The organism is Cellvibrio sp. (genome assembly GCF_039207905.1).
Classification (GTDB): domain Bacteria; phylum Pseudomonadota; class Gammaproteobacteria; order Pseudomonadales; family Cellvibrionaceae; genus Cellvibrio.
This window is the reverse complement of sequence record NZ_JBCECX010000009.1, coordinates 127,745-146,910: the sequence shown is the minus strand read 5'-3', so window position 1 is coordinate 146,910 and position 19,166 is coordinate 127,745. Positions and strand designations below refer to the sequence as shown.

Annotated in this window: 16 protein-coding genes; 12 read left to right on the top strand and 4 right to left on the bottom strand. The window is 46.2% G+C overall.

Annotated features, from left to right (window positions below; genetic code table 11):
- Positions 1–251 precede the first annotated feature (251 nt).
- The 7 genes from AAGC78_RS07470 (at position 252) to AAGC78_RS07440 (ending at position 7,229) form a co-directional block, all read left to right on the top strand.
- Positions 252–923, top strand: a complete 672-nt coding sequence (locus tag AAGC78_RS07470; RefSeq protein ID WP_435783436.1) for a BON domain-containing protein — start codon at positions 252–254, stop codon at positions 921–923.
- Between the two features lie 225 nt (positions 924–1,148).
- A complete protein-coding gene (locus AAGC78_RS07465; RefSeq protein ID WP_435783435.1) occupies positions 1,149–2,222 on the top strand; it encodes a PhoH family protein in 1,074 nt (357 codons plus the stop codon).
- Positions 2,223–2,224: 2 nt separating this feature from the next.
- Entirely contained in the window at positions 2,225–2,692 is a 468-nt protein-coding gene (ybeY, locus tag AAGC78_RS07460; RefSeq protein ID WP_435783434.1) for an rRNA maturation RNase YbeY, read from the top strand.
- 21 nt (positions 2,693–2,713) lie between these two features.
- Positions 2,714–3,589, top strand: a complete 876-nt coding sequence (locus AAGC78_RS07455) for an HlyC/CorC family transporter (protein WP_435783433.1) — start codon at positions 2,714–2,716, stop codon at positions 3,587–3,589.
- Positions 3,590–3,664: 75 nt separating this feature from the next.
- On the top strand, positions 3,665–5,218 hold the full coding sequence (gene lnt, locus AAGC78_RS07450) for an apolipoprotein N-acyltransferase (protein WP_435783432.1): 1,554 nt from the start codon (positions 3,665–3,667) through the stop codon (positions 5,216–5,218).
- 88 nt (positions 5,219–5,306) lie between these two features.
- On the top strand, positions 5,307–6,272 hold the full coding sequence (locus AAGC78_RS07445) for a bifunctional transcriptional activator/DNA repair enzyme AdaA (RefSeq protein WP_435783431.1): 966 nt from the start codon (positions 5,307–5,309) through the stop codon (positions 6,270–6,272).
- Between the two features lie 21 nt (positions 6,273–6,293).
- The gene (locus tag AAGC78_RS07440; RefSeq protein WP_435783430.1) at positions 6,294–7,229 is read left to right on the top strand and encodes a DNA-3-methyladenine glycosylase family protein; all 936 of its coding nucleotides are present in this window, start codon (positions 6,294–6,296) and stop codon (positions 7,227–7,229) included.
- A gap of 91 nt (positions 7,230–7,320) precedes the next feature.
- Here the strand turns inward: AAGC78_RS07440 and AAGC78_RS07435 are convergent, their stop codons facing one another.
- Positions 7,321–7,923: a DUF4142 domain-containing protein gene (locus AAGC78_RS07435; protein WP_435783429.1), complete on the bottom strand. Its 603-nt coding sequence runs from the start codon at positions 7,921–7,923 to the stop codon at positions 7,321–7,323.
- Between the two features lie 423 nt (positions 7,924–8,346).
- On the opposite strand from AAGC78_RS07435, the gene AAGC78_RS07430 reads away from it, so the two are divergent.
- Positions 8,347–10,545, top strand: coding sequence for a putative bifunctional diguanylate cyclase/phosphodiesterase (locus tag AAGC78_RS07430; protein ID WP_435783428.1), 2,199 nt, complete (start codon positions 8,347–8,349; stop codon positions 10,543–10,545).
- Positions 10,546–10,602: 57 nt separating this feature from the next.
- Here the strand turns inward: AAGC78_RS07430 and AAGC78_RS07425 are convergent, their stop codons facing one another.
- Positions 10,603–11,757 carry a YihY/virulence factor BrkB family protein gene (locus AAGC78_RS07425; protein ID WP_435783427.1) on the bottom strand — a complete coding sequence of 385 codons (1,155 nt, stop codon included), beginning with the start codon at positions 11,755–11,757 and terminating at the stop codon, positions 10,603–10,605.
- Positions 11,758–11,967: 210 nt separating this feature from the next.
- Here AAGC78_RS07425 and AAGC78_RS07420 point away from each other — a divergent pair, with 210 nt between their 5' ends.
- The 4 genes from AAGC78_RS07420 (at position 11,968) to AAGC78_RS07405 (ending at position 16,089) form a co-directional block, all read left to right on the top strand.
- Complete coding sequence (locus AAGC78_RS07420; RefSeq protein ID WP_435783426.1) at positions 11,968–12,234, top strand: DksA/TraR family C4-type zinc finger protein; 267 nt, start codon at positions 11,968–11,970, stop codon at positions 12,232–12,234.
- Between the two features lie 128 nt (positions 12,235–12,362).
- Entirely contained in the window at positions 12,363–12,710 is a 348-nt protein-coding gene (locus tag AAGC78_RS07415; protein ID WP_435783425.1) for a DUF1428 domain-containing protein, read from the top strand.
- 17 nt (positions 12,711–12,727) lie between these two features.
- Complete coding sequence (locus tag AAGC78_RS07410; RefSeq protein WP_435783424.1) at positions 12,728–13,123, top strand: MAPEG family protein; 396 nt, start codon at positions 12,728–12,730, stop codon at positions 13,121–13,123.
- A 308-nt stretch (positions 13,124–13,431) separates the two neighbouring features.
- Positions 13,432–16,089 (top strand): CHASE3 domain-containing protein, encoded by a 2,658-nt coding sequence (locus AAGC78_RS07405; RefSeq protein ID WP_435783423.1) that lies wholly within the window; start codon positions 13,432–13,434, stop codon positions 16,087–16,089.
- Positions 16,090–16,133: 44 nt separating this feature from the next.
- Here AAGC78_RS07405 and treA read toward each other — a convergent pair whose 3' ends face one another.
- Both treA and AAGC78_RS07395 read right to left on the bottom strand, forming a co-directional pair.
- Entirely contained in the window at positions 16,134–17,741 is a 1,608-nt protein-coding gene (treA, locus tag AAGC78_RS07400; protein ID WP_435783422.1) for an alpha,alpha-trehalase TreA, read from the bottom strand.
- A gap of 17 nt (positions 17,742–17,758) precedes the next feature.
- Entirely contained in the window at positions 17,759–19,099 is a 1,341-nt protein-coding gene (locus AAGC78_RS07395; RefSeq protein WP_435783421.1) for a PQQ-dependent sugar dehydrogenase, read from the bottom strand.
- Positions 19,100–19,166: the final 67 nt, after the last annotated feature.

The window sequence follows — 19,166 nt, the reverse complement described above, 5'->3', positions numbered from 1 at the left end:
AATTTTTTAATTTTCCCCACCGAGAAGATAATACTCACGCGCAATAAAAATGATTTACAGATAAGAGGTTGGCTAAGCACCAGCTATTACGCGGGCTTCGCTCCTAAAGAAATTCAACTGGCATAAAACCCGCAAGCTGATCCATCACCACATTAAAAATGTGGGTGGCTTAGAAAAGAAATTTTTAAGCGCTTATGTTGTTATGAAATTGATGTCGAGACAGCAACAGTCTGGACAAAAAGGAGAACACCATGAAAAAGCCATTATCCAATTCCCTAGTCACATCATTCGCATTGCTTGCGCTATCTGCCTCTATGGCAGTTGCCGCGAACACTGGCAACTCAGGGCCAGTAACAGAAACCTACAGCGAGAAAAAATCCTCGGAGCAGTTTTGGGCTGACTTTAAACAAGACAGCAAACAAACCTGGCGCGATAGCAAAGCAGCCTTTAAAGACGGTTGGATTGAAAGCAAATTAGGGACGGCAATCAGCCTCAACAAATATCTCAGCCCTTATGACATTGATATCAAGGTGGATAACAACCAGGCCACACTGGAAGGGAATGTCTATTCGGATATTGATAAGGAGCTCGCCGGAAATATTGCGCTGGGCGTAGAAGGAATTGATACCGTTTCCAACAACTTGAAAGTGGTGCAAAAACCCACCAATTCCCACACGCAATTACCGCAAGGGCGCAGCTTCGCCCAGTATGTCGATGATGCGACGACTACCGCTGCAATCAAGACTGAATTGCTCGCATCAAAAAACATTAAAGGATTGGAAATTGATGTGGATACGCTGAATGACAAAGTGACTCTTTCAGGCAAAGTCGATACACCCGAACAAAAAGCTTTGGCACAGGCAATCGCGGCAAAACATGACGATGTGAAAGATGTCGTCAATAACTTGCAAGTAAAATCGTAAGTTGACCCGCGCAGCAACTTTCAGGGAGCAAATTTTGCTTCCTGATTTCTTACTGAATTTTGTTAATTTAAAAACACAATAAATACAAAGCCTTAGCGACCACACTTAAACCAATTCCAAATTTATACAGGCATTCAGGTTAGATTCAGATGTAATTTAGGCTTTATCCCACCCGCTGAATGGTTTAGTCTTACTTTTCCTTCGTAAAAAGAGCTTACTAACCACTTGAACACCCAGGTTATAACCCCTCCGGAAATCGCCTCCCAGCCGTTAACGCTGGAACCCAGTGATAGTCGTCGCCTCGCCAGTCTCTGCGGCCTTCTCGGCCAGCACTTACGCCAGATTGAAGAGCGCCTTGAGATAGAAATCCGCAATCGCGGTAGCGAATTCGAGCTTATCGGCCCACCCGCTAAAATCCGTGCCGGCGCCGAATTATTGCGCAACCTTTACCTGACGACTGAGAAAACCGAACTCACTCCCGATGAAGTGCATCTCGCACTGCAAACCTCTGGTATCGAACAACTTATGGAACAACTGGATAACGCTGAAACCCAAGCGCTTGCTGGCGAAGCTATAGCTCCCGCAACCTCAGACAATAGCGGCGATGAGGGTGGCATTACCCTGATCCGCACCAAGAAATGCACGATCAAACCGCGCGGTTTAAACCAACAACGCTATGTGCGTGCGGTACAAAAGCACGACATCAACTTCGGCATAGGCCCAGCCGGTACCGGTAAAACCTATTTGGCGGTTGCCTGCGCGGTAGAAGCGCTGCTGAAAAACGAGATTGAACGCATCCTGTTGGTACGCCCGGCGGTTGAGGCGGGAGAAAAACTCGGCTTCCTGCCCGGCGATCTAGCCCAGAAAGTTGATCCTTATTTACGCCCGCTCTACGACGCCCTGTTTGAAATGCTGGGTTTTGATACCGTTGGCAAGCTGATGGAACGCGGTGTTATTGAAGTTGCGCCCCTCGCCTTTATGCGCGGTCGTACCCTGAATAACTCGTTTGTTATCCTCGATGAAAGCCAAAACACCACCCGCGAGCAGATGAAAATGTTCCTGACCCGTATCGGTTTCGGAACTACAGCCGTGATTACCGGAGACCCAACCCAAATCGATTTGCCGCGCGGTATGGCCTCCGGCCTGCGCCACGCTATTGAAGTGCTCGATAACGTCAACGGCATCAGTTTCACCCATTTCACATCCAAAGATGTGGTGCGCCACCCAATCGTGCAGCGCATTGTTGAGGCCTACGACGCGTTTGAACAGAAACAGCCAAAGCCGGACGATGCACGCTAATCATGGGCTACCAAATTGATATCGAAAGCAACAGCCAAAGCCAGATAATTCCGGCCTTGGCGGAGTTGGAAGGCTGGATTAGCGCCGCATTGCAGAGTCAGGAATTTGAAGACGCCGAAGTCAGTGTGTATATCGTTGACGAGGAAGAAGGTCAGGAACTGAACGCCCAGTACCGCGGTAAAGATTATCCAACCAACGTGCTCTCCTTCCCCGCCGATATTGCCGAGGAAGTAGGTATACCGCTGTTAGGTGACTTGGTGGTATGCGCGCCGGTAGTGGAGCGTGAAGCGCAAGAGCAAGGCAAAACCCTGCAAGCACACTGGGCGCATATGCTCATTCACGGCACCTTGCACCTGGTCGGCTTTGACCATATTGAAGACGACGAAGCAGAAACCATGGAAGCCTTGGAAACCCAAATCGTAACGGGTTTAGGGTATCCTGCCCCTTATCAAGAAATCACTGAAGAATAAAAGACCTTGGGAAATTACATCATGTCGGACGACCATCCGAGTAGTACAACTACTGAAAAAAACGAACGCCCTGAAAAACATGAGCGATCGTGGCTCGATAAATTACTCCACGCGTTCAGTGCGGAACCAAAATCCCGCGACGAGCTGCTGGAAATTATTAAAGATGCTGCCGACAACCAACTGTTGGATCAGGAAGCCTTAAGCATCATCGAAGGTGCATTGGATGTATCCTCCCTGCAAGCACGCGAAATCATGGTGCCGCGCTCCCACATAGTGGCGATTCGCCTTGAAGATTCCCCCAAAGAATATTTGCCGCAACTGATCGAGTCCGGTCACTCGCGCTTTCCTGTCATCGGCGAAAACATCGACGATGTAAAAGGTATTTTGCTGGCAAAAGATTTATTACCGCTTGCACTAAAAGGCACCGACAACTTTAATCTTGAAACCGTTTTGCGCCCAGCAACCATTATTCCGGAGAGTAAACGCGTCAACGTTTTACTGCGCGAATTCCGCGAAAACCGCTATCACATGGCATTGGTGATGGACGAGTATGGCGGCATCACCGGCCTGCTAACGATTGAAGATATCCTTGAAGAAATCGTGGGCGAAATTGAAGACGAAACTGATGAGCAAGAAGAAGCGACTGATTTCATCAAGCGCGTCAGCGAAAATGACTACATCATTAAAGCGCTAACACCGATCGAAGACTTCAACGAATTTTTCAACAAAGAATTCAGCGATGAAGATTTCGATACTATCGGCGGCCTACTCATGCAAGAGTTTGGTCATCTACCCAAGCGCAACGAAGTTGTGCAAATGGACAATATGCAATTCCGCGTGCTCTACGCCGATAATCGCCAAATCCATTTGTTGCGCCTGACGATATTAGCCGATTAAGCTGTAACAAATGTATTTGATAATAATCCCGCCAACCGGCGGGATTTTTTTAACCGGACACATAAGACAAATTCCATGCCCGATAAAATATTGAACCTTTCCCAGCCGCTTGCATTACTCATCGCGCTTATTAGCGGCGCCCTGATCACCTTCAGTTTTGCGCCGTTTAATATCTGGCCGATTGCGATTGTCAGCTTGATCGCCTTCGCACTCCTGCTTAAAGAGCAATCATTCAAAACGATTCTGTGGCGCAGCTTTGCATTTGGTGTGGGCTTTTACGGGGCTGGAATTCATTGGATTTACGTCAGCATCCATAATTTTGGTGGCGCATCACCGATACTCGCGGGATTTTTAGTTTTTATCTTTGCTTGCTTTATGGGCGCCGTTTTTACCGCGCCTTTTTACATTGTTGCGCGCTGGTTTAATCGTCACGCCCTCGGATTAATTATCGCCCTGCCCGCTTGCTGGTTATTGGGTGAATGGGTTCGTACCTGGCTGCTCACCGGATTTCCCTGGTTATTTTTAGGTTATGCGCACTTAACCACACCGCTTGCCGGCTGGGCGCCCATCACCGGTGTAATGGGCATTAGTTTTATTATTGTATTCACCGCTGCTGTATTGGCTGAATGGATCTGGAGAATAAAATCGCTACCGGCAAAAAAATCATTCCTGATTGCAGCCAGTATTTGCAGCGCTCTTTTTTGGATTGCCGGCGCCGGTTTTAAAAATATTACCTGGGCCGAACCTGATGCAGCACCAATAAAAATCGGCATGGTACAGCCTAATATCGACCAAAGCACCAAACTCAGTTTCAATCAAGACACTACCATTGCAGCACTTAATCAACTGCGCGAGTTGAGCACAGACTTGTGGAGCAACGATTGGGTCGTTTGGCCAGAAGCAGCGATTCCAACCTCGCTGACCTATCACGATGCATTGCCCTTTTTGGAAGAGATGAACACCATCGCAAGCCAAAACGACGCAGCCCTATTCACCGGTGTCATCTATGACGATCGCGACAAACAAAAATATTACAACTCAGTTGCGGGACTAGGACAAGGTTACGGTTTTTATCACAAACGCCGCTTGGTACCCTTTGGTGAATATGTGCCACTCGAAGACCAACTGCGCGGCTTGATTGAACTTTTTAATCTGCCCACCTCCTTTATTCATTTGGGGCCACAAGACCAACATGGATTGATCGCCAAAGGCGTGCGTATCACACCAGCAATTTGTTATGAGATTGTGTACCCGGATTTGATCGCCCAGGCAGCAAAAGAAACCCAGGTGTTATTGAGTGTGAACAATCTTGGTTGGTTTCTCGATTCAATCCAGTCAAAACAATTTTTGCAAATGGCACAGATGCGCGCCCTCGAAACTGGCCGCTATCTAGTTTACAACACTAACAATGGCCCCAGCGCAATCATTGATAACCACGGCAACATCCTCAGCCGCAGTTATTCATTCAAGGCGCAAACCTTTACCGGTGTGATTCACGCGGTAAAAGATTGGACCCCTTTTATGGTGTACGGCAGCGGCCCCCTGGCAGTCATCGCCACCCTGCTGTTACTGAGTCTTGCCCTGCCACAATTGCTCAAACGCCCAACTGTGCCCGCAGAAGGGCAATAATTATTTCGAATGTAATAGCAATATTTGGGGTGTAGTGCAGCGGATTTATCGTTAGAGTAAAACCAACACCATCATCCTTTTTATTGCTATGAATACGACAACTTCAAATACCATTGCTGATCCACGCTGGCCGCTACTAGGCGATGCCAGCGCTGATGGACAATTTGTATACGCTGTTATCACCACCGGAATTTATTGTCGCCCCGGTTGCCCATCGCGCCGACCAAATCCTGATAACGTCCGTTTCTTTGATAATCACACCGCAGCAGAAGCGGCAGGTTTCCGCGCATGCAAACGCTGCCATCCACAGCACTTGAGCGCCGATGCATTACAAACACAACGTATTACCACTCTGTGCCGATTTATTGAAAACGCGGCGCACGAACCCAGTCTTGCGGAACTGGCGGAATACTCCGGCATCAGTAGTTATCACTTGCAGCGATTATTTAAAGCCTCAACCGGATTGACACCTAAGGCTTATGCCAAAGCCCATCGCCAACAATTTGAACAGCAACGCAGCGCTACCAACCTGAGGAAACAATCAGCAATGGAAATCTCTTTTGCAGTGGATAAATGTTCCCTCGGCAATATCCTCGTCGCGCAAAGCGAACATGGGATTTGCGCTCTGCTATTAGGTGATGAGCCGCAAATATTAATCGATGATTTACAACAACGCTTCCCAAAAGCCACATTAGTTGCCGGTAATGCTGATCTCAAAAAAAATCTGCAGCAGATTATTAACTTGGTAGAAAAACCGCAGGGCAACATCAGCTTGCCATTGGATATTCGCGGCACACTATTTCAACAGCGCGTTTGGCAAGCGCTGCAACAGATCCCTGCTGGCGAAACCCGTAGCTACAGCGAGATTGCGGAGGCGATTGGATCGCCAAAAGCCGTGCGCGCCGTTGCTGGCGCTTGTGCAGCCAACGCGATTGCCGTCATCATTCCCTGTCATCGCGTGGTGCGCAGCGACGGCAATTTATCCGGCTATCGCTGGGGAACTGAACGAAAAAAAACATTATTGCAGCGTGAAGCGGAACTAACGAAGTCATAAACCTCGAACGAATTAATCACTATGCCGACCATAATCGAAACCAGCATTTCACTGCCGCGCAATTTCCGGCTCGCTGATTTTTTGGCATTTCATCAACGCGATGCGCAAATGCTCGCCGAGGCGGTTACCGAAAAACAATTGCAAAAAGGGATCGTCTGGCAAGCTATGTCCGCCTCCCTCACGTTTAATTTTTCCAACAAAAAACAAGCTGATGTAAGGCTCCATATCGATTCCGGCCGGAAAAAACTGGATGCGGAAAAACTAAACTCCCATGTGCAACATCACGCGAAACACATGCTCGGTTTAAACCAAACAATTAACGAGTTTGAAAAATATGTTGCTGTTCATCCCGAGCTGGAACAATTGATTAACAAGCAATCTGGCCTACGCGTCCCTCAAGCGGCCACCACTTTTGAAGCACTGACTTGGGCGATCATCGGTCAACAAATCAGCGTCAGCGCCGCCGTATCTGTGCGCCGAAAATTTATCCAGCATGCTGGCGTACAACACTCGTCCGGAATTTGGTGCTATCCAAGCGCTGCACAAGTTGCTCTGCAAACAGAAGATGATTTGCGTCCGTTAGGTTTTTCACAAACCAAAGCGCGTACCATTGTTGAGTTAGGCAAGATTATCGAGCGAGGAGAACTTCCACTCGATAATTGGCTGAGTGACTACTGGCAAGGCAAGGCACTCCCAGCACAGGATATTTACAACGCACTTATCCGCGTAAAAGGTATCGGCCCCTGGACAGTTAATTACGCTCTTCTACGCGGATTCGGCTGGCTTGATGGTTCACTACATGGTGATGTTGCCGTGCGCCGCAATCTGCAATGGCTATTAGGTAGATCGGAAAAAATGAGCGAAGCTGAAACGCAGGTGTGGCTCGAGAAGTTATCGCCTTGGCGCGCACTGGTTGCCGCACATTTATGGGCGATGCAAAAGCCGGAAGGATTTTGATCGAACTAACAGTTAGAAATAATAATTAAAAGTAACGTTAAAAGAGCGAGCGCGGCATTAAAGCAGAACCGCCGCGCGCCCCTACAACAATCTAATGCTTTAGTGAATCTGTTGGATAGTTCGGCTCTTCCACAAATTTGGCACTATTGCGAATAACATCTTCGTTCGAACTGGTGGGGATTGCATTACTGCGAAACGTTGACTCCAATTCCTGTGCCATACGCAAGTGATGATTGAGCTTATCCAAAATAAAGAACAGGAACTGTCTTACCTCCTGATCATTTGAACGAGCTGCGGTACGGAAATGATCTATTGCATCTTTATGAAACTGCAATTGATGATTGACGTAATCTTCATCAAATGCGCTTTCACTTTCGACCGACAATAAATACTGTCTGGCCGACTCCAGCAAATGTGCATCGTCAGCAACCGCTAAATGTTTGCGTCGGGCGATTGCCAACAATTCCTGATTAAGCGCTATATGGTCATCAATCATCAATTGCGCAAAAATTTTGATATCAGTTGAGGCGGTTTTCTGTAAAGCCAACTTAGCGGTTTCCACTTCAGCAATGCCTTTGGCTACTGCCTCTTCGATAAACTCTGCAAGATCAAAGTGCTGTCTTTCGCGTGCGCTGGTCAATGCATACCCCGCCGCAAACGCGGCACTAACCAATAATACGTCGGTAGCTTTCATTGTATATACCTCGCGTAAGTAATGTTTATTTAAACCTTGGTTATATTGGGACAAGCAAAAAATCATCCAGTTTTAAAAATAATTAATATGCAGACTTAAGCACTGCTATGACGATTTATACGAACAAAACCGCCATTGATTCACGATATAAAACATAAATGTAATTAAATTGACGCTTAATATTAAATTTAGTTAAGAAGCATTTAGTTGTGGAAAGTGATTAATGCAATAGCCTTATATAATTTTTACCAGACCGTTAAAGCACGGGATACCGTAATGATTTGTAATGGAAAAAACAGTTAAATAGCAGTATTAAAGAATAATGGCATCTATAGCCACATAGTGATCCTGTGTTTTTTTCTTTTCCTATACTCAACTGGTAACGGCGTTTTATCAGGAAAAAACAAATATGAGGACGCATAGATGAAGTGCCCCGCAATATTTCCCAATGAGTCAAAAAGGTTGAAGGCGCTGTCTGATTATGGGCTCGACGATGAGCAGATGCTCAAGAGCCTTGACCCTGTTGTTCATATCGCTTCGCGAATGTTTGATATGCCGGTCTCCGCAGTCAATATGATTGGTAGTGATCATGTTTTTTTTGCGGCAAGTGTAGGCGTAGGCGAAGTTGACATGAGCCGGGATGTTTCATTTTGCGCACATGCCATCACCCAATCTGATGTAATGGTTGTGCCCGACGCGCGATTAGACGAACGCTTTCACGACAATCCGCTAGTCACCGGTGACGCTAACCTGCGCTTTTATGCCGGTGTTCCGTTGATGACTCCCGATGGGCTTGCACTTGGCGCACTGTGTATTATTGATGATCGTCCGCATTTTGATTTTACGCCGGATGACTGCCAACGTTTACAAGAATTGGCAAAGATGGTCTCCGACCGGCTCGAATTGCGGCGCATAGAAGTTTCTGCCGAGCGCACTCGCCCACCTTTTCAAGAGTATGCAGGCAGCTCCCTTACTCCGGTTATCTGGTTCGATGAACATCTGCAAATTGTCGAGTGGAATCAAGCTGCCGCGACTGCCCACGGTTATGAGCTTATCGATAAAGTCGCACTGCATTTTGATCTATTAATTCCTGAACGCGAACGTGAAGGCTTTCGCCAGCTCATTGATCAAGCCATAACAAGTGGCTCGCTTGATAAAGCCGTTATTCCACTTGAAATGAATGGACTGCGTAAAGATGGCAGCGAATTTCGATTTGGTTTTGCTCTGTTTGGTTGGCGCGTTGCTGGCCGTATGCAATTTGAAGCAGTGCTAAAAGATTTAACGCTGCAACAGCGCGAGGAGCAGGAATTACGCCAGCAAGCAAACATTGATGGACTCACCGGTCTTGCCAACAGGGGAAAATTTTATCGCTGCGTAGAAGATACGCTTACCAGCCCTGCACCAGCCGCCATCCTGATGATCGATCTCGATGGCTTTAAAGATATCAATGACACCCTTGGTCACACACTCGGCGATGCCATTTTGCGCGAAGTGGCCCGTCGCCTATCAAGCCTCGCCAGTGCCGACGATGTTGTTGCGCGCATTGGTGGCGATGAGTTCGCCATCATGCTGGCGGATGTGACTGAATCCAATACCGCAATGCAAATCGCCAGCGTAATGATCACTGCAATCGCACAACCGATTAAAGTAGATGGACATGAAGTGCGAGTGGCTGCAAGTTGCGGCGTCGCCCTCGCGCCAACCCAAGCGCAGGAAGCATTGGAATTGGTAAGCGATGCGGACCTAGCATTATTCAAAGCCAAAAGCATCGGACGCGGGCGTTTATTTTTATTTGTTCCCGCATTGCGGATGGAAGCAATGGCACGTCGGCTTTACGGTTTGGAATTGCATCGCGCTGTCGATAAAGGCGAATTCATGCTGTTTTATCAACCGCAAATCAATATGGCCAACGGCGCAATTATCGGCGCCGAAGCATTAATTCGTTGGCATCACCCCGAACGCGGAATTTTATCTCCCGCCGCATTTTTACCTGCGCTTGAAGGCGGCCCACTAGCCGCAACCGTCGGCACCTGGATTATTAACGAAGCCTGTTCACAGGCAGCTTACTGGCGACGCAACGGCGTACCCGAATTTCGCATCGGGGTAAATTTATGCAGCGCGCAATTCCGCGTAGGCGATTTAGCCGCAGAAGTGATGGAAACACTGGAGCGCCATGGATTACCGCCTGCAGCGCTGGAACTCGAAGTAACTGAAAACATTGTGCTCGACAACGACGATATAGTGCTGGATACATTACAGCGTTTGCACGACCAAGGAGTCGGCATAGCCTTCGATGACTTTGGTACCGGCTACGCATCGCTTAGTTTGTTGAAATCCTATCCGCTATCGCGCATTAAAATTGATCAATCTTTTGTACGCGGGATTCTCACCTCCAAACGCGATGCCTCCGTTGTGCGCGCCATTCTCGATATGGCTCGCAATTTTGATTTGGAAAGCATTGCCGAGGGAATTGAGACAGAAGCTGAATACAAATATTTACGACTGGAAAATTGTGACGAAGGGCAAGGTTATCTATTTGGAAAACCAATGTCCGCACCACAATTTGAATTACTGTTGGGAATCGCTGGTGCTAATAAGGAGGCCGTGTCAGCACGAGGATAATATTTTGTGTTGCTTGCAGATGTAAAAAACCCTGTATTTACAGGGTTTTTTGTAGCTTTATTTTTCTTGCTTATTGCTAGTGACCAAAAACTCCAGCCCTACTCCTGGATCTTCTTCACCACTAATTGACATACTTTCTGGGCTTGCCGCTGCACTCGCCTTGTGACCTAACACCAAATCTTTATTTACCGGGTAAATAAGATCCGTCGCTGGTGCATCATGATTTGCTGACGCGGCTCGGCTATTAGTACCCTCATGAGCAGAAAGAGCAGCTTCTGTATTTCTATTCGGGTTCACAGTTGAATCCTCCGTTGCATCCGCATCGCAAGTCGACACAGCAAATTCCAGGGGTTTGATCCGCTCACCGCGGCGGTCAGCATAAATACGCGTGAACTCTGCTCCAAACAATACAATTAAACCCGCGTATGATACCCACAACATAATCAAAATAATGGTGCCGGCAGCGCCGTAAGCAGAGGCAGGATTGCTATGACCAAAATAAAAACCTAACCCGAATTTCGCCAGCACAAATAGCAATGCCGTCACCAGCGCGCCGATCCAGACATCGCGCCAGGGAACTTCCGCATCGGGTAAAAATTTAAAGATAGCGGCAAACAAAAAAGTGACGACGGCAAGTGACAAGGATATATCCAGCAACCGGAACAATACATTAAACGTTTCTGAAAAATAAAATGCTACCCAGTCACTCAATACGGTCAATACCGCCGAAAGAATCAGCGATACCAACAGTAAAAAACCGACAGCAAGAATTAACCCAAACGAAAACAGCCTATCCAATATCATTTTCACAATAACGCGTTTCGGTTCAGGCTTTACCTCCCAAATCTGGTTCAAGGTCTGCTGTAATTGGTAGAACACACCTGTTGCACCAAAAATTAGCGTAGCCAGACCAACAATCGAAGCAAAGGTAAAATCCTGATGCACGCTGGCATTGGCAATTATTGCTTCAATATCTTTGGCTGTATTCCCACCGATCATACCTTCTATTTCAGAACTGATGCGGCGAGTGACCGCCTCCTCGCCATAAAAATAACCAGCGAGGTTGATGATGATCACCAACAATCCGGGTAGAGAAAAAATAGTATAGAAAGCGATTACCGCAGTACTGCGGAACGGTTCCCTATCTAACCATTGATTAAAAGTATCGCGAAAAATAAACGCTAAATCTTTGAGCTGGCCAAACAGCGTCATTTTTATATCCTTTTACAATAAGGATGCTATATAGATGTTGATTTATTGTTTCTCGTCACCCGCATTTTGTATGTGCGTTTGCACACCATTGCGCTTGCTATATATTTGAAAAGATAATAAGTGGCAGCAGCGCTCTAACCTGAACTTTTTATCTGGTTAATAGCCAAAACCTCACACTCATTATTTATCCAATTATATTGGGAGAACATTATGGCAAGCGGCTGGGCGCACGACGGCGCCGTTCAAGACCAAATTGATGCCAGTATTGAAGATGCTGTTAAACAGGCCCGAAGCCGATTGCCGGAGGGACAGAGCTTGACGCACTGTGAAGAGTGCGGAGTAGCAATTCCCGCCGAGCGCCAGAAAATAATTCCGGGCGTCCGCCTCTGCGTTAAATGCCAGCAATTATTGGATGAAGAGGAAATAAATTATTCGCCCATTAACCGACGCGGTAGCAAAGATAGCCAGTTACGCTAAACAAATTCTGCAATATCACAAAATCCGTCCTCCGCAAATAATGCCAAAGAAACCCGCTTTGGTTGTTTAACGCACTTAAGCCACGAAAAAACCATGTTATAAAAACTTACATTTTCGAGGACAGTGCTATGAATTATGTAGATGGTTTTATAGTTGCGGTTGCAAACGATAAAAAAGAGGAATACAAACAATTTGCACTGGATGCCGCCGCAGTCTTTAAGGATTGCGGGGCTATGCGCGTTGTTGAATGCTGGGGGCATGATGTCCCGGAAGGAAAGTACACGTCCTTTCCAATGGCAGTCAAATTGGAAGCCAACGAAACTGTAGTATTTTCCTGGATTATTTGGCCGAACCAGGAAGTGCGGGACAAAGGCATGGAAAAATCTATGGACGACCCACGCATGCAATCCAGCGGAATGCCATTCGATGGAAAGCGGATGATTTTTGGTGGTTTTGAAATGATGATCGACGAATAACCAGCGGATAACAATGAATGAAAACTGCCATCATCGTTTTACTTTGCTTGTGCCTCATGCCCTACCTGCTGGCCTGCGTATCAGGCTACTACCGACAAAAACAGCTGGGTAAAGTCGACAACCAAAATCCACGCCTGCAATACACTCAGCTAGAAGGAATAGGCGCGCGTGCTGTGGCGGCACAGCAAAACTCGTGGGAAGCATTACTAATCTACAGCGCCGCCTTACTTGCCGTAGTTGCATCGGGAGTGATCGTAGAACATTTGGCCCTGGCTGCACTCATTGTTCTGCTCGCTCGCTTGCTCCATGCACTATTTTATCTCACCAATTTGGACAAACTGAGAACACTGTCATTTGCTATCGCATTAGCGCCCTGCTTTTATCTTTTTTACATGGCAATAGGCTATCTATAATCGATAGCCTGCTTCGGAATACTCAATCGTGAACTGAGAAATGCCCAGCATCTCGATGCCTATAGACAATATCCAAGCTTACATTTGTAACCCATCGCCAATCTCATATCCAAATTCAATAACAAATCCCTCGCATCCAGCTAAACTAAAATTGCAGTATAACGAGGCCTTAAAGCGCAATTGATACAAAATCCTTCTAGTAGGCAAAAAGCAACCTTGCTCTTGCTTAACAAGCCAAGTGTTTATTTGTAATTGGAATACTAAAAAATGCAGCTGAAGTTACGGGATGACAAGAAGGGGCATAAATTATGAAGAAAGCACTGCCCATAATAATTCCTTTGGGGTTTATGTTCGGGTTGATCATCTTGGTGCTAAGTGCTGCCTTGCCCTATCGCAACTTTCAATTGTTAAGAAGTGGAGAACAGTGGGTTAATCACACCATGGAGGTACTCCACGCAGCAGATGCACTGAGAATCGCGGTGACTGATGCCGAATCAGGCCAACGGGGATTTCTACTAACCCAGGAGCCAGAATATCTCGCCCCCTATGAACTGGCTCGCGAAAAAATATCCCGACACTTGAAGCATTTGCTCTCACTGACGGAGGATAATTCGACCCAATACCAATACCTCATCAAAATAGAACAGCTGACCAAGGCAAAATTCGAAGAACTGCAACAAACCATTGATCTACAAAATCAGTCAAAACGCGAAGAGGCATTAGCGATAGTATCCAGCGACCGTGGCAATAATTTGATGGAGCAAATACGCAGCCTGCTGGACAGATTTCAAGAGGGGGAGCGCACTTTACTCAATGAGCGTGTCAGGGACACCAATGATCACTTCCAAAATGCGCTCTACAGCTTTCTATTTATCACCTTTGTAAACTTCTTATTATTCTCCGGGCTTTATTTTTTTATTGTCAAAAACTTCAAAGCACAACAAGAGGCTGAGCAAAAGTTGAGGATGGCAAAACAGCAGGCCGAATTAGCGAATAAAGCAAAAAGTGATTTTGTTGCCAATATGAGCCATGAAATTCGCACACCAATGAATGCGGTTTTAGGTATGGCGCAATTGCTGGAGCGAACCGAGCTATCAAAAGGACAAAAAAAATATCTGGATATGATTATTGTCTCGGGAAAATCTCTCCTGAATATCTTGAATGACATTTTGGATTTTTCCAAAATTGAAGCCGGGAAAATGGAAATAGTTGATTTGCAATTTCGTTTGAACGATGTCATTCATTCCCTCGCCACTATTATGAGCATGGCGGCAGATAAGAAAAACCTCGAACTAATTATTCATACAGATCCCAGCATCCCCCCTGTTTTAATGGGTGATTCCCAACGCCTGCAACAAATACTCGTCAACCTCGTCAGTAATGCCATTAAATTTACCGAATCCGGTGAAATAGTGGTATCCGTTAGCTGCAAGGAAACCAATGATGATCAGGTCGCTTTGCAATTTGCAGTAAAAGATAGCGGCATTGGAATGTCGCAAGAACAACAAGATCGTCTTTTTTCGCCCTTTACCCAGGCCGATTCATCGGTGACACGAAAATTCGGAGGTACCGGATTAGGGTTGACAATTTCGCGCCGACTTGCGGAATTAATGAACGGCTCGATTGCGATGACAAGCACACTTGGAGAAGGCAGCGAATTCACTTTGCACATTCCATTCAGCATTTGCAAAGATAAAGCCCTACAAAGCAGCCAACCTGGCCCTGCACAACAATTTCGCCTGCTGGTGATTGATGCAAATGAATCAGCACGCAATGCAATCATGAACAGCATCGCAACATGGCATTGGAAAGCAGACGCCGTCGCCTCATTAAATGAGGGGCTAAAATTGCTACGCAAAATGCAAGCTAACAACGGCGCTTACAGTGCACTGCTGTTGGATTGGCAAACACCGGACATTGCAGAGACCGATACGTTGCTATCAATGCGTTCCATCCTGTCATCAAAGACGCCGATCATTTTGATGGTAAATATGTATGGGCGTGAAAAAATAGAAGATAACGATTTACTCAGCGAAGCCATTAAACCCGATAGCTATTTAAGCAAGCCAGTAACCTCTTCCAGCCTCTTTGACACTCTCAATGAATTATTTGGTTCAACCGAACGGGAGCTGGATCTCTCCCTGCAGGCAACATCAATCAGTCAAGAACTCAGTGGCATTCACTTGCTTCTTGTTGAAGATAATGAATTTAACCAAATTGTTGCACGGGATTTATTGGAACACTCGGGAGCAACTATCGATATTGTCGACAATGGTAAAATGGCAGTAGACCTGCTGCGGGATCACGCACAGAACTACGCAGCCATTTTAATGGATGTGCAAATGCCGGTAATGGATGGATTTACCGCAACCCAAATTATTCGCAACGAATTAAAAATCGACCTACCCATTATTGCCATGACTGCGGGTGTGACGGAATTTGAAAGGAAATCCTGCATTGAATCAGGCATGGATGATTTAATCGCCAAACCAATTGAAGCAGAAAAAATGCTGGAAGTGATTAGCAGGCATACTTCCACAACAAGGCTAACCGCCAACTTGGTGCAACCGACAAAAATAGCGGAAATAGATACCGAAAATGATGGCATTTTTGATATAACCAATCTGCTAAAAATGGGCGAAAATGTGCCGGGTTATCTGAAAAAGACGACGCTGCTTATCGGCAACCTTATTAATAACAGCGAGCTTTCTTTGGAGAATGCACGAATAGCACTAATAGCAGAAGACCATGATGAGGTAGCAAGAATACTGCACACTTTGCGCGGTAGCCTTGGGATCATAGGCGCACGGAGATTTTCTGATGTCGCCTACAAGTTTGAAATGGTGATTAACGATAAGGTAAAAACCAAAGGCTTCGAGCTTATTTTTCCTGAAGTGGAAGCCGAGTTCAGAAAGGCTGCCTCTGCCGCAAAAGAATGGATACAATCAAACGCAGAAATACAATAGCTTTTATAACAAGCGAAACCGCTTTGTTAAATTATTCAACGCGATTATTTTTCTAGCAATTTTAGCAGCACACCATTAGTCCAACCAAAACCATCCTGAACGGGATACTCCCCTCCTCCTGCCTCTAGACCTAAATCGTAAACATTGTATTTTTCCACCATTTTTCCGGTGTTTTTATACACGCGCAGATTTACCGCAATCCAACGCTGCTTAATCGTATCTGCCAATGTGTTTTGTTGATAATTTTGCAAGCCTTTAATAGTGACCCAGTGTAATGGAGCCCAGCCGTTGGGTGCATCCCATTGTTGATGGGTGTCATTTAATGTTGTGGTGACTCCGCCCGGCTTTAAAAATTCCTGTTGGATCATACTGGCAACACGCTTGGCCTGTTGTTGTTCCGCCATATTAAAGAAAAGTGGAAACATAGCAGCGAGCGTTTTATTTTGGGTTGGACGCTTGGCAATAAAATCATAATCATGAAAAAAACCATCGCGCTCATCCCACATATAACGTTGCAATGCTTGCTTTCTTTCCTCTGCTAGCTGGGCGTATTTTTTTGCAAGCAGACTATTTCCTGCTTGCTTGTAAGCTTCAGCTAATACTTGTTCGTGGTGATATAACAACGCATTCAGATCAACAGGAAGTATTTCCGTAGTATGGATTGTGGTCATCTTCGCGTGGTCTTTAAACCAGCGTCCACTAAAATCCCAACCAGATTCTGCAGCTGCGCGAATGTCGCGGTACCGTTCAACAGGTATACGGTGTGCCTTCACCAACTCAATATCTTCGATATAAGACTCAGGGCGCGGTGTTGCTTGATCATCCCAATAACGATTCAAAATAGCGCCGTCAGGTAACAACACTACGCGCCTGTTCGCTGGCATTTCATGGGTTAGTGTCGCAGCTCCATCCATCCAAAAATCGTACTCTTTTTGTAACTGTACAATGTATTTTTCTAAAATTCCTTTTCCACGCTCACTCGCCAGTAACTTCACCATTAGCGAATAAAATGGTGGTTGAGAGCGAGTAAGGTAATAAGTGCGATTACCATTGGGAATAAAACCGAGCGTATCGATGAGATAAGAAAAATTTTCCACCATGTCTTCGATCAGATCTACGCGGCCAGAAGCCTGCAATCCGAGCATGGTGAAATAACTATCCCAATAATAAATTTCGCGAAAACGACCGCCGGGAACCACGTAAGGTTTGGGAATCGGAATCAAAGTGCCGGTATCAACTACCGCACCGGGCTGGCGAACAAGCACATCCCATAGAATATGCATATGCTCGGCAGCGGTTTTGGATGAATCCGTCGTGAAGTTCGAGGTATCCTGCGGAACAATAAAATTGTCGGAAACAAACTCTTTTAAGGTAAATCCGGGCAGGTTTCTACGGTATTCATAACTTGCCAGGATTTCATCGTCAGAATAAAGCGGAATCGCATCTACAAATGTTTTCGAATCACTGAATATTCCCGACATTTGCACCGCGATAAATAGATCGCCAAAGCGTTCATCGGGGCCAGCCAGATTTACTGAGCGCGTATCGGTATTAATTATCGGCCCTTCTGAATTTACAATCACTGTAGGACTACAACCAACACAGAGTATTTGCATAGCAAGGCACACAGAGCAGATGAATTTAATGTTCATACACACGCCCTAATTAGCTAAGGCGCAGTAGCACTGACTCGCCAAATAAGATTGCCAACGTCATCGGCTACCAGCAGCGCACCTTTACTATCAAGGATAACACCAACCGGACGGCCAAACGCATCACCATCTTTGCTTAAAAAATCACTTAGCACATCCACTGGTGGCGCGCCGGAAGGTTTGCCCTCTGCAAAAGGAACAAACACCACTTTATAACCACTGCGCGGTTCACGGTTCCATGAGCCATGCTGGCCGATAAACATGCCGTCAGCGAATCGCGCTGGTAATGTATTGCCCGCAGAATAAGCAAGACCAAGTGATGCGGTGTGCGCACCGAGTGCATAATCAGGTGCAATCGCCTGCTTAACTAACTCAGGATTTTGTGGCTTCACCCGTTCATCAATATGCTGTCCAAAATAACTGTAGGGCCAACCATAAAAGCCACCTTTTTTAACCGAGGTCATATAGTCAGGCACCAAATCATTACCCAACTCATCGCGCTCATTTACGACCGTCCATAATTCTCTAGTGGCAGGATGCCACGCCAAGCCATTGGGATTACGCAAACCGGATGCATAAATACCACGCTTGCCTGTGGCTATATCCACTTCCAAAATTGCAGCCCGTTCTTCCTCTGCAGCCATCCCTGCTTCACCAATATTGCTGTTGGAACCGACGGTCGCATAGAGTGTGCTGCCGTCAGTGTTGGCGATAATATTTTTAGTCCAATGATGATTAATAGGGCCACCAGGTAAATCGACTAGCTTGGTGCCGGGTGAAGTAATTTTGGTATCACCGGTGTTGTAAGTAAAATGAACAATAGCATCAGTATTAGCGACAAAAAGACTATTGCCCACCAATGCCATACCGAATGGCGAATTTAATCCCTCCAGCAACACCGAGCGAAAATCTGCCACACCGTCATTATCACTATCGCGCAATAAAGTAATTCTGTTCGCGCTCTCACCTGTTGAACCCGCCTTCTTCATAAATAAACCCGTGACCCAGCTGCGGAAACCTTTTTTCCCTTCACGCGCAGGCGCGTTGGTTTCGGCAACCAATACATCGCCATTTGGCAATACATATAGCCAGCGTGGATGCTGCAAATCTTTTGCGAAAGCGACAACTTGAGTTCCTGCAACAGCCGTGGGTTTAGCATTTTCAGGCCACCCTTTTGCTGGCGCCACATTCACCGTAGGAATCAGACTGGTCTCAGGTTTGGGTAATTCAGGATTGAGGCCGTAGCCCACTTCCGACGATTCGTTAGCTTGGGCGAATGTCACTGTCGTAAGAATTGAGAATGTCATGCCAAAAAAAACCGGCACAAAACAGTGAATAATTTTTGTTTGATTTTTCATAGAGTTGACCCTGACATCAATGTCGATAATAGACATCGTAATAAGCTTTCCGATTAAAAATAGTATT

What these genes read in the sequence shown, in the direction of transcription:
- AAGC78_RS07415 (WP_435783425.1), top strand. Translation starts at nt 12,363, where the DNA reads ATGAATTATGTAGATGGTTTTATAGTTGCGGTTGCAAACGATAAAAAA.
- lnt (WP_435783432.1), top strand. Translation starts at nt 3,665, where the DNA reads ATGCCCGATAAAATATTGAACCTTTCCCAGCCGCTTGCATTACTCATC.
- AAGC78_RS07425 (WP_435783427.1), bottom strand. Translation starts at nt 11,757, where the DNA reads ATGACGCTGTTTGGCCAGCTCAAAGATTTAGCGTTTATTTTTCGCGAT.
- AAGC78_RS07410 (WP_435783424.1), top strand. Translation starts at nt 12,728, where the DNA reads ATGAAAACTGCCATCATCGTTTTACTTTGCTTGTGCCTCATGCCCTAC.
- AAGC78_RS07470 (WP_435783436.1), top strand. Translation starts at nt 252, where the DNA reads ATGAAAAAGCCATTATCCAATTCCCTAGTCACATCATTCGCATTGCTT.
- AAGC78_RS07395 (WP_435783421.1), bottom strand. Translation starts at nt 19,099, where the DNA reads ATGAAAAATCAAACAAAAATTATTCACTGTTTTGTGCCGGTTTTTTTT.
- AAGC78_RS07435 (WP_435783429.1), bottom strand. Translation starts at nt 7,923, where the DNA reads ATGAAAGCTACCGACGTATTATTGGTTAGTGCCGCGTTTGCGGCGGGG.
- AAGC78_RS07455 (WP_435783433.1), top strand. Translation starts at nt 2,714, where the DNA reads ATGTCGGACGACCATCCGAGTAGTACAACTACTGAAAAAAACGAACGC.
- treA (WP_435783422.1), bottom strand. Translation starts at nt 17,741, where the DNA reads ATGAACATTAAATTCATCTGCTCTGTGTGCCTTGCTATGCAAATACTC.
- AAGC78_RS07440 (WP_435783430.1), top strand. Translation starts at nt 6,294, where the DNA reads ATGCCGACCATAATCGAAACCAGCATTTCACTGCCGCGCAATTTCCGG.
- AAGC78_RS07420 (WP_435783426.1), top strand. Translation starts at nt 11,968, where the DNA reads ATGGCAAGCGGCTGGGCGCACGACGGCGCCGTTCAAGACCAAATTGAT.
- AAGC78_RS07430 (WP_435783428.1), top strand. Translation starts at nt 8,347, where the DNA reads ATGAAGTGCCCCGCAATATTTCCCAATGAGTCAAAAAGGTTGAAGGCG.
- ybeY (WP_435783434.1), top strand. Translation starts at nt 2,225, where the DNA reads ATGGGCTACCAAATTGATATCGAAAGCAACAGCCAAAGCCAGATAATT.
- AAGC78_RS07445 (WP_435783431.1), top strand. Translation starts at nt 5,307, where the DNA reads ATGAATACGACAACTTCAAATACCATTGCTGATCCACGCTGGCCGCTA.
- AAGC78_RS07405 (WP_435783423.1), top strand. Translation starts at nt 13,432, where the DNA reads ATGAAGAAAGCACTGCCCATAATAATTCCTTTGGGGTTTATGTTCGGG.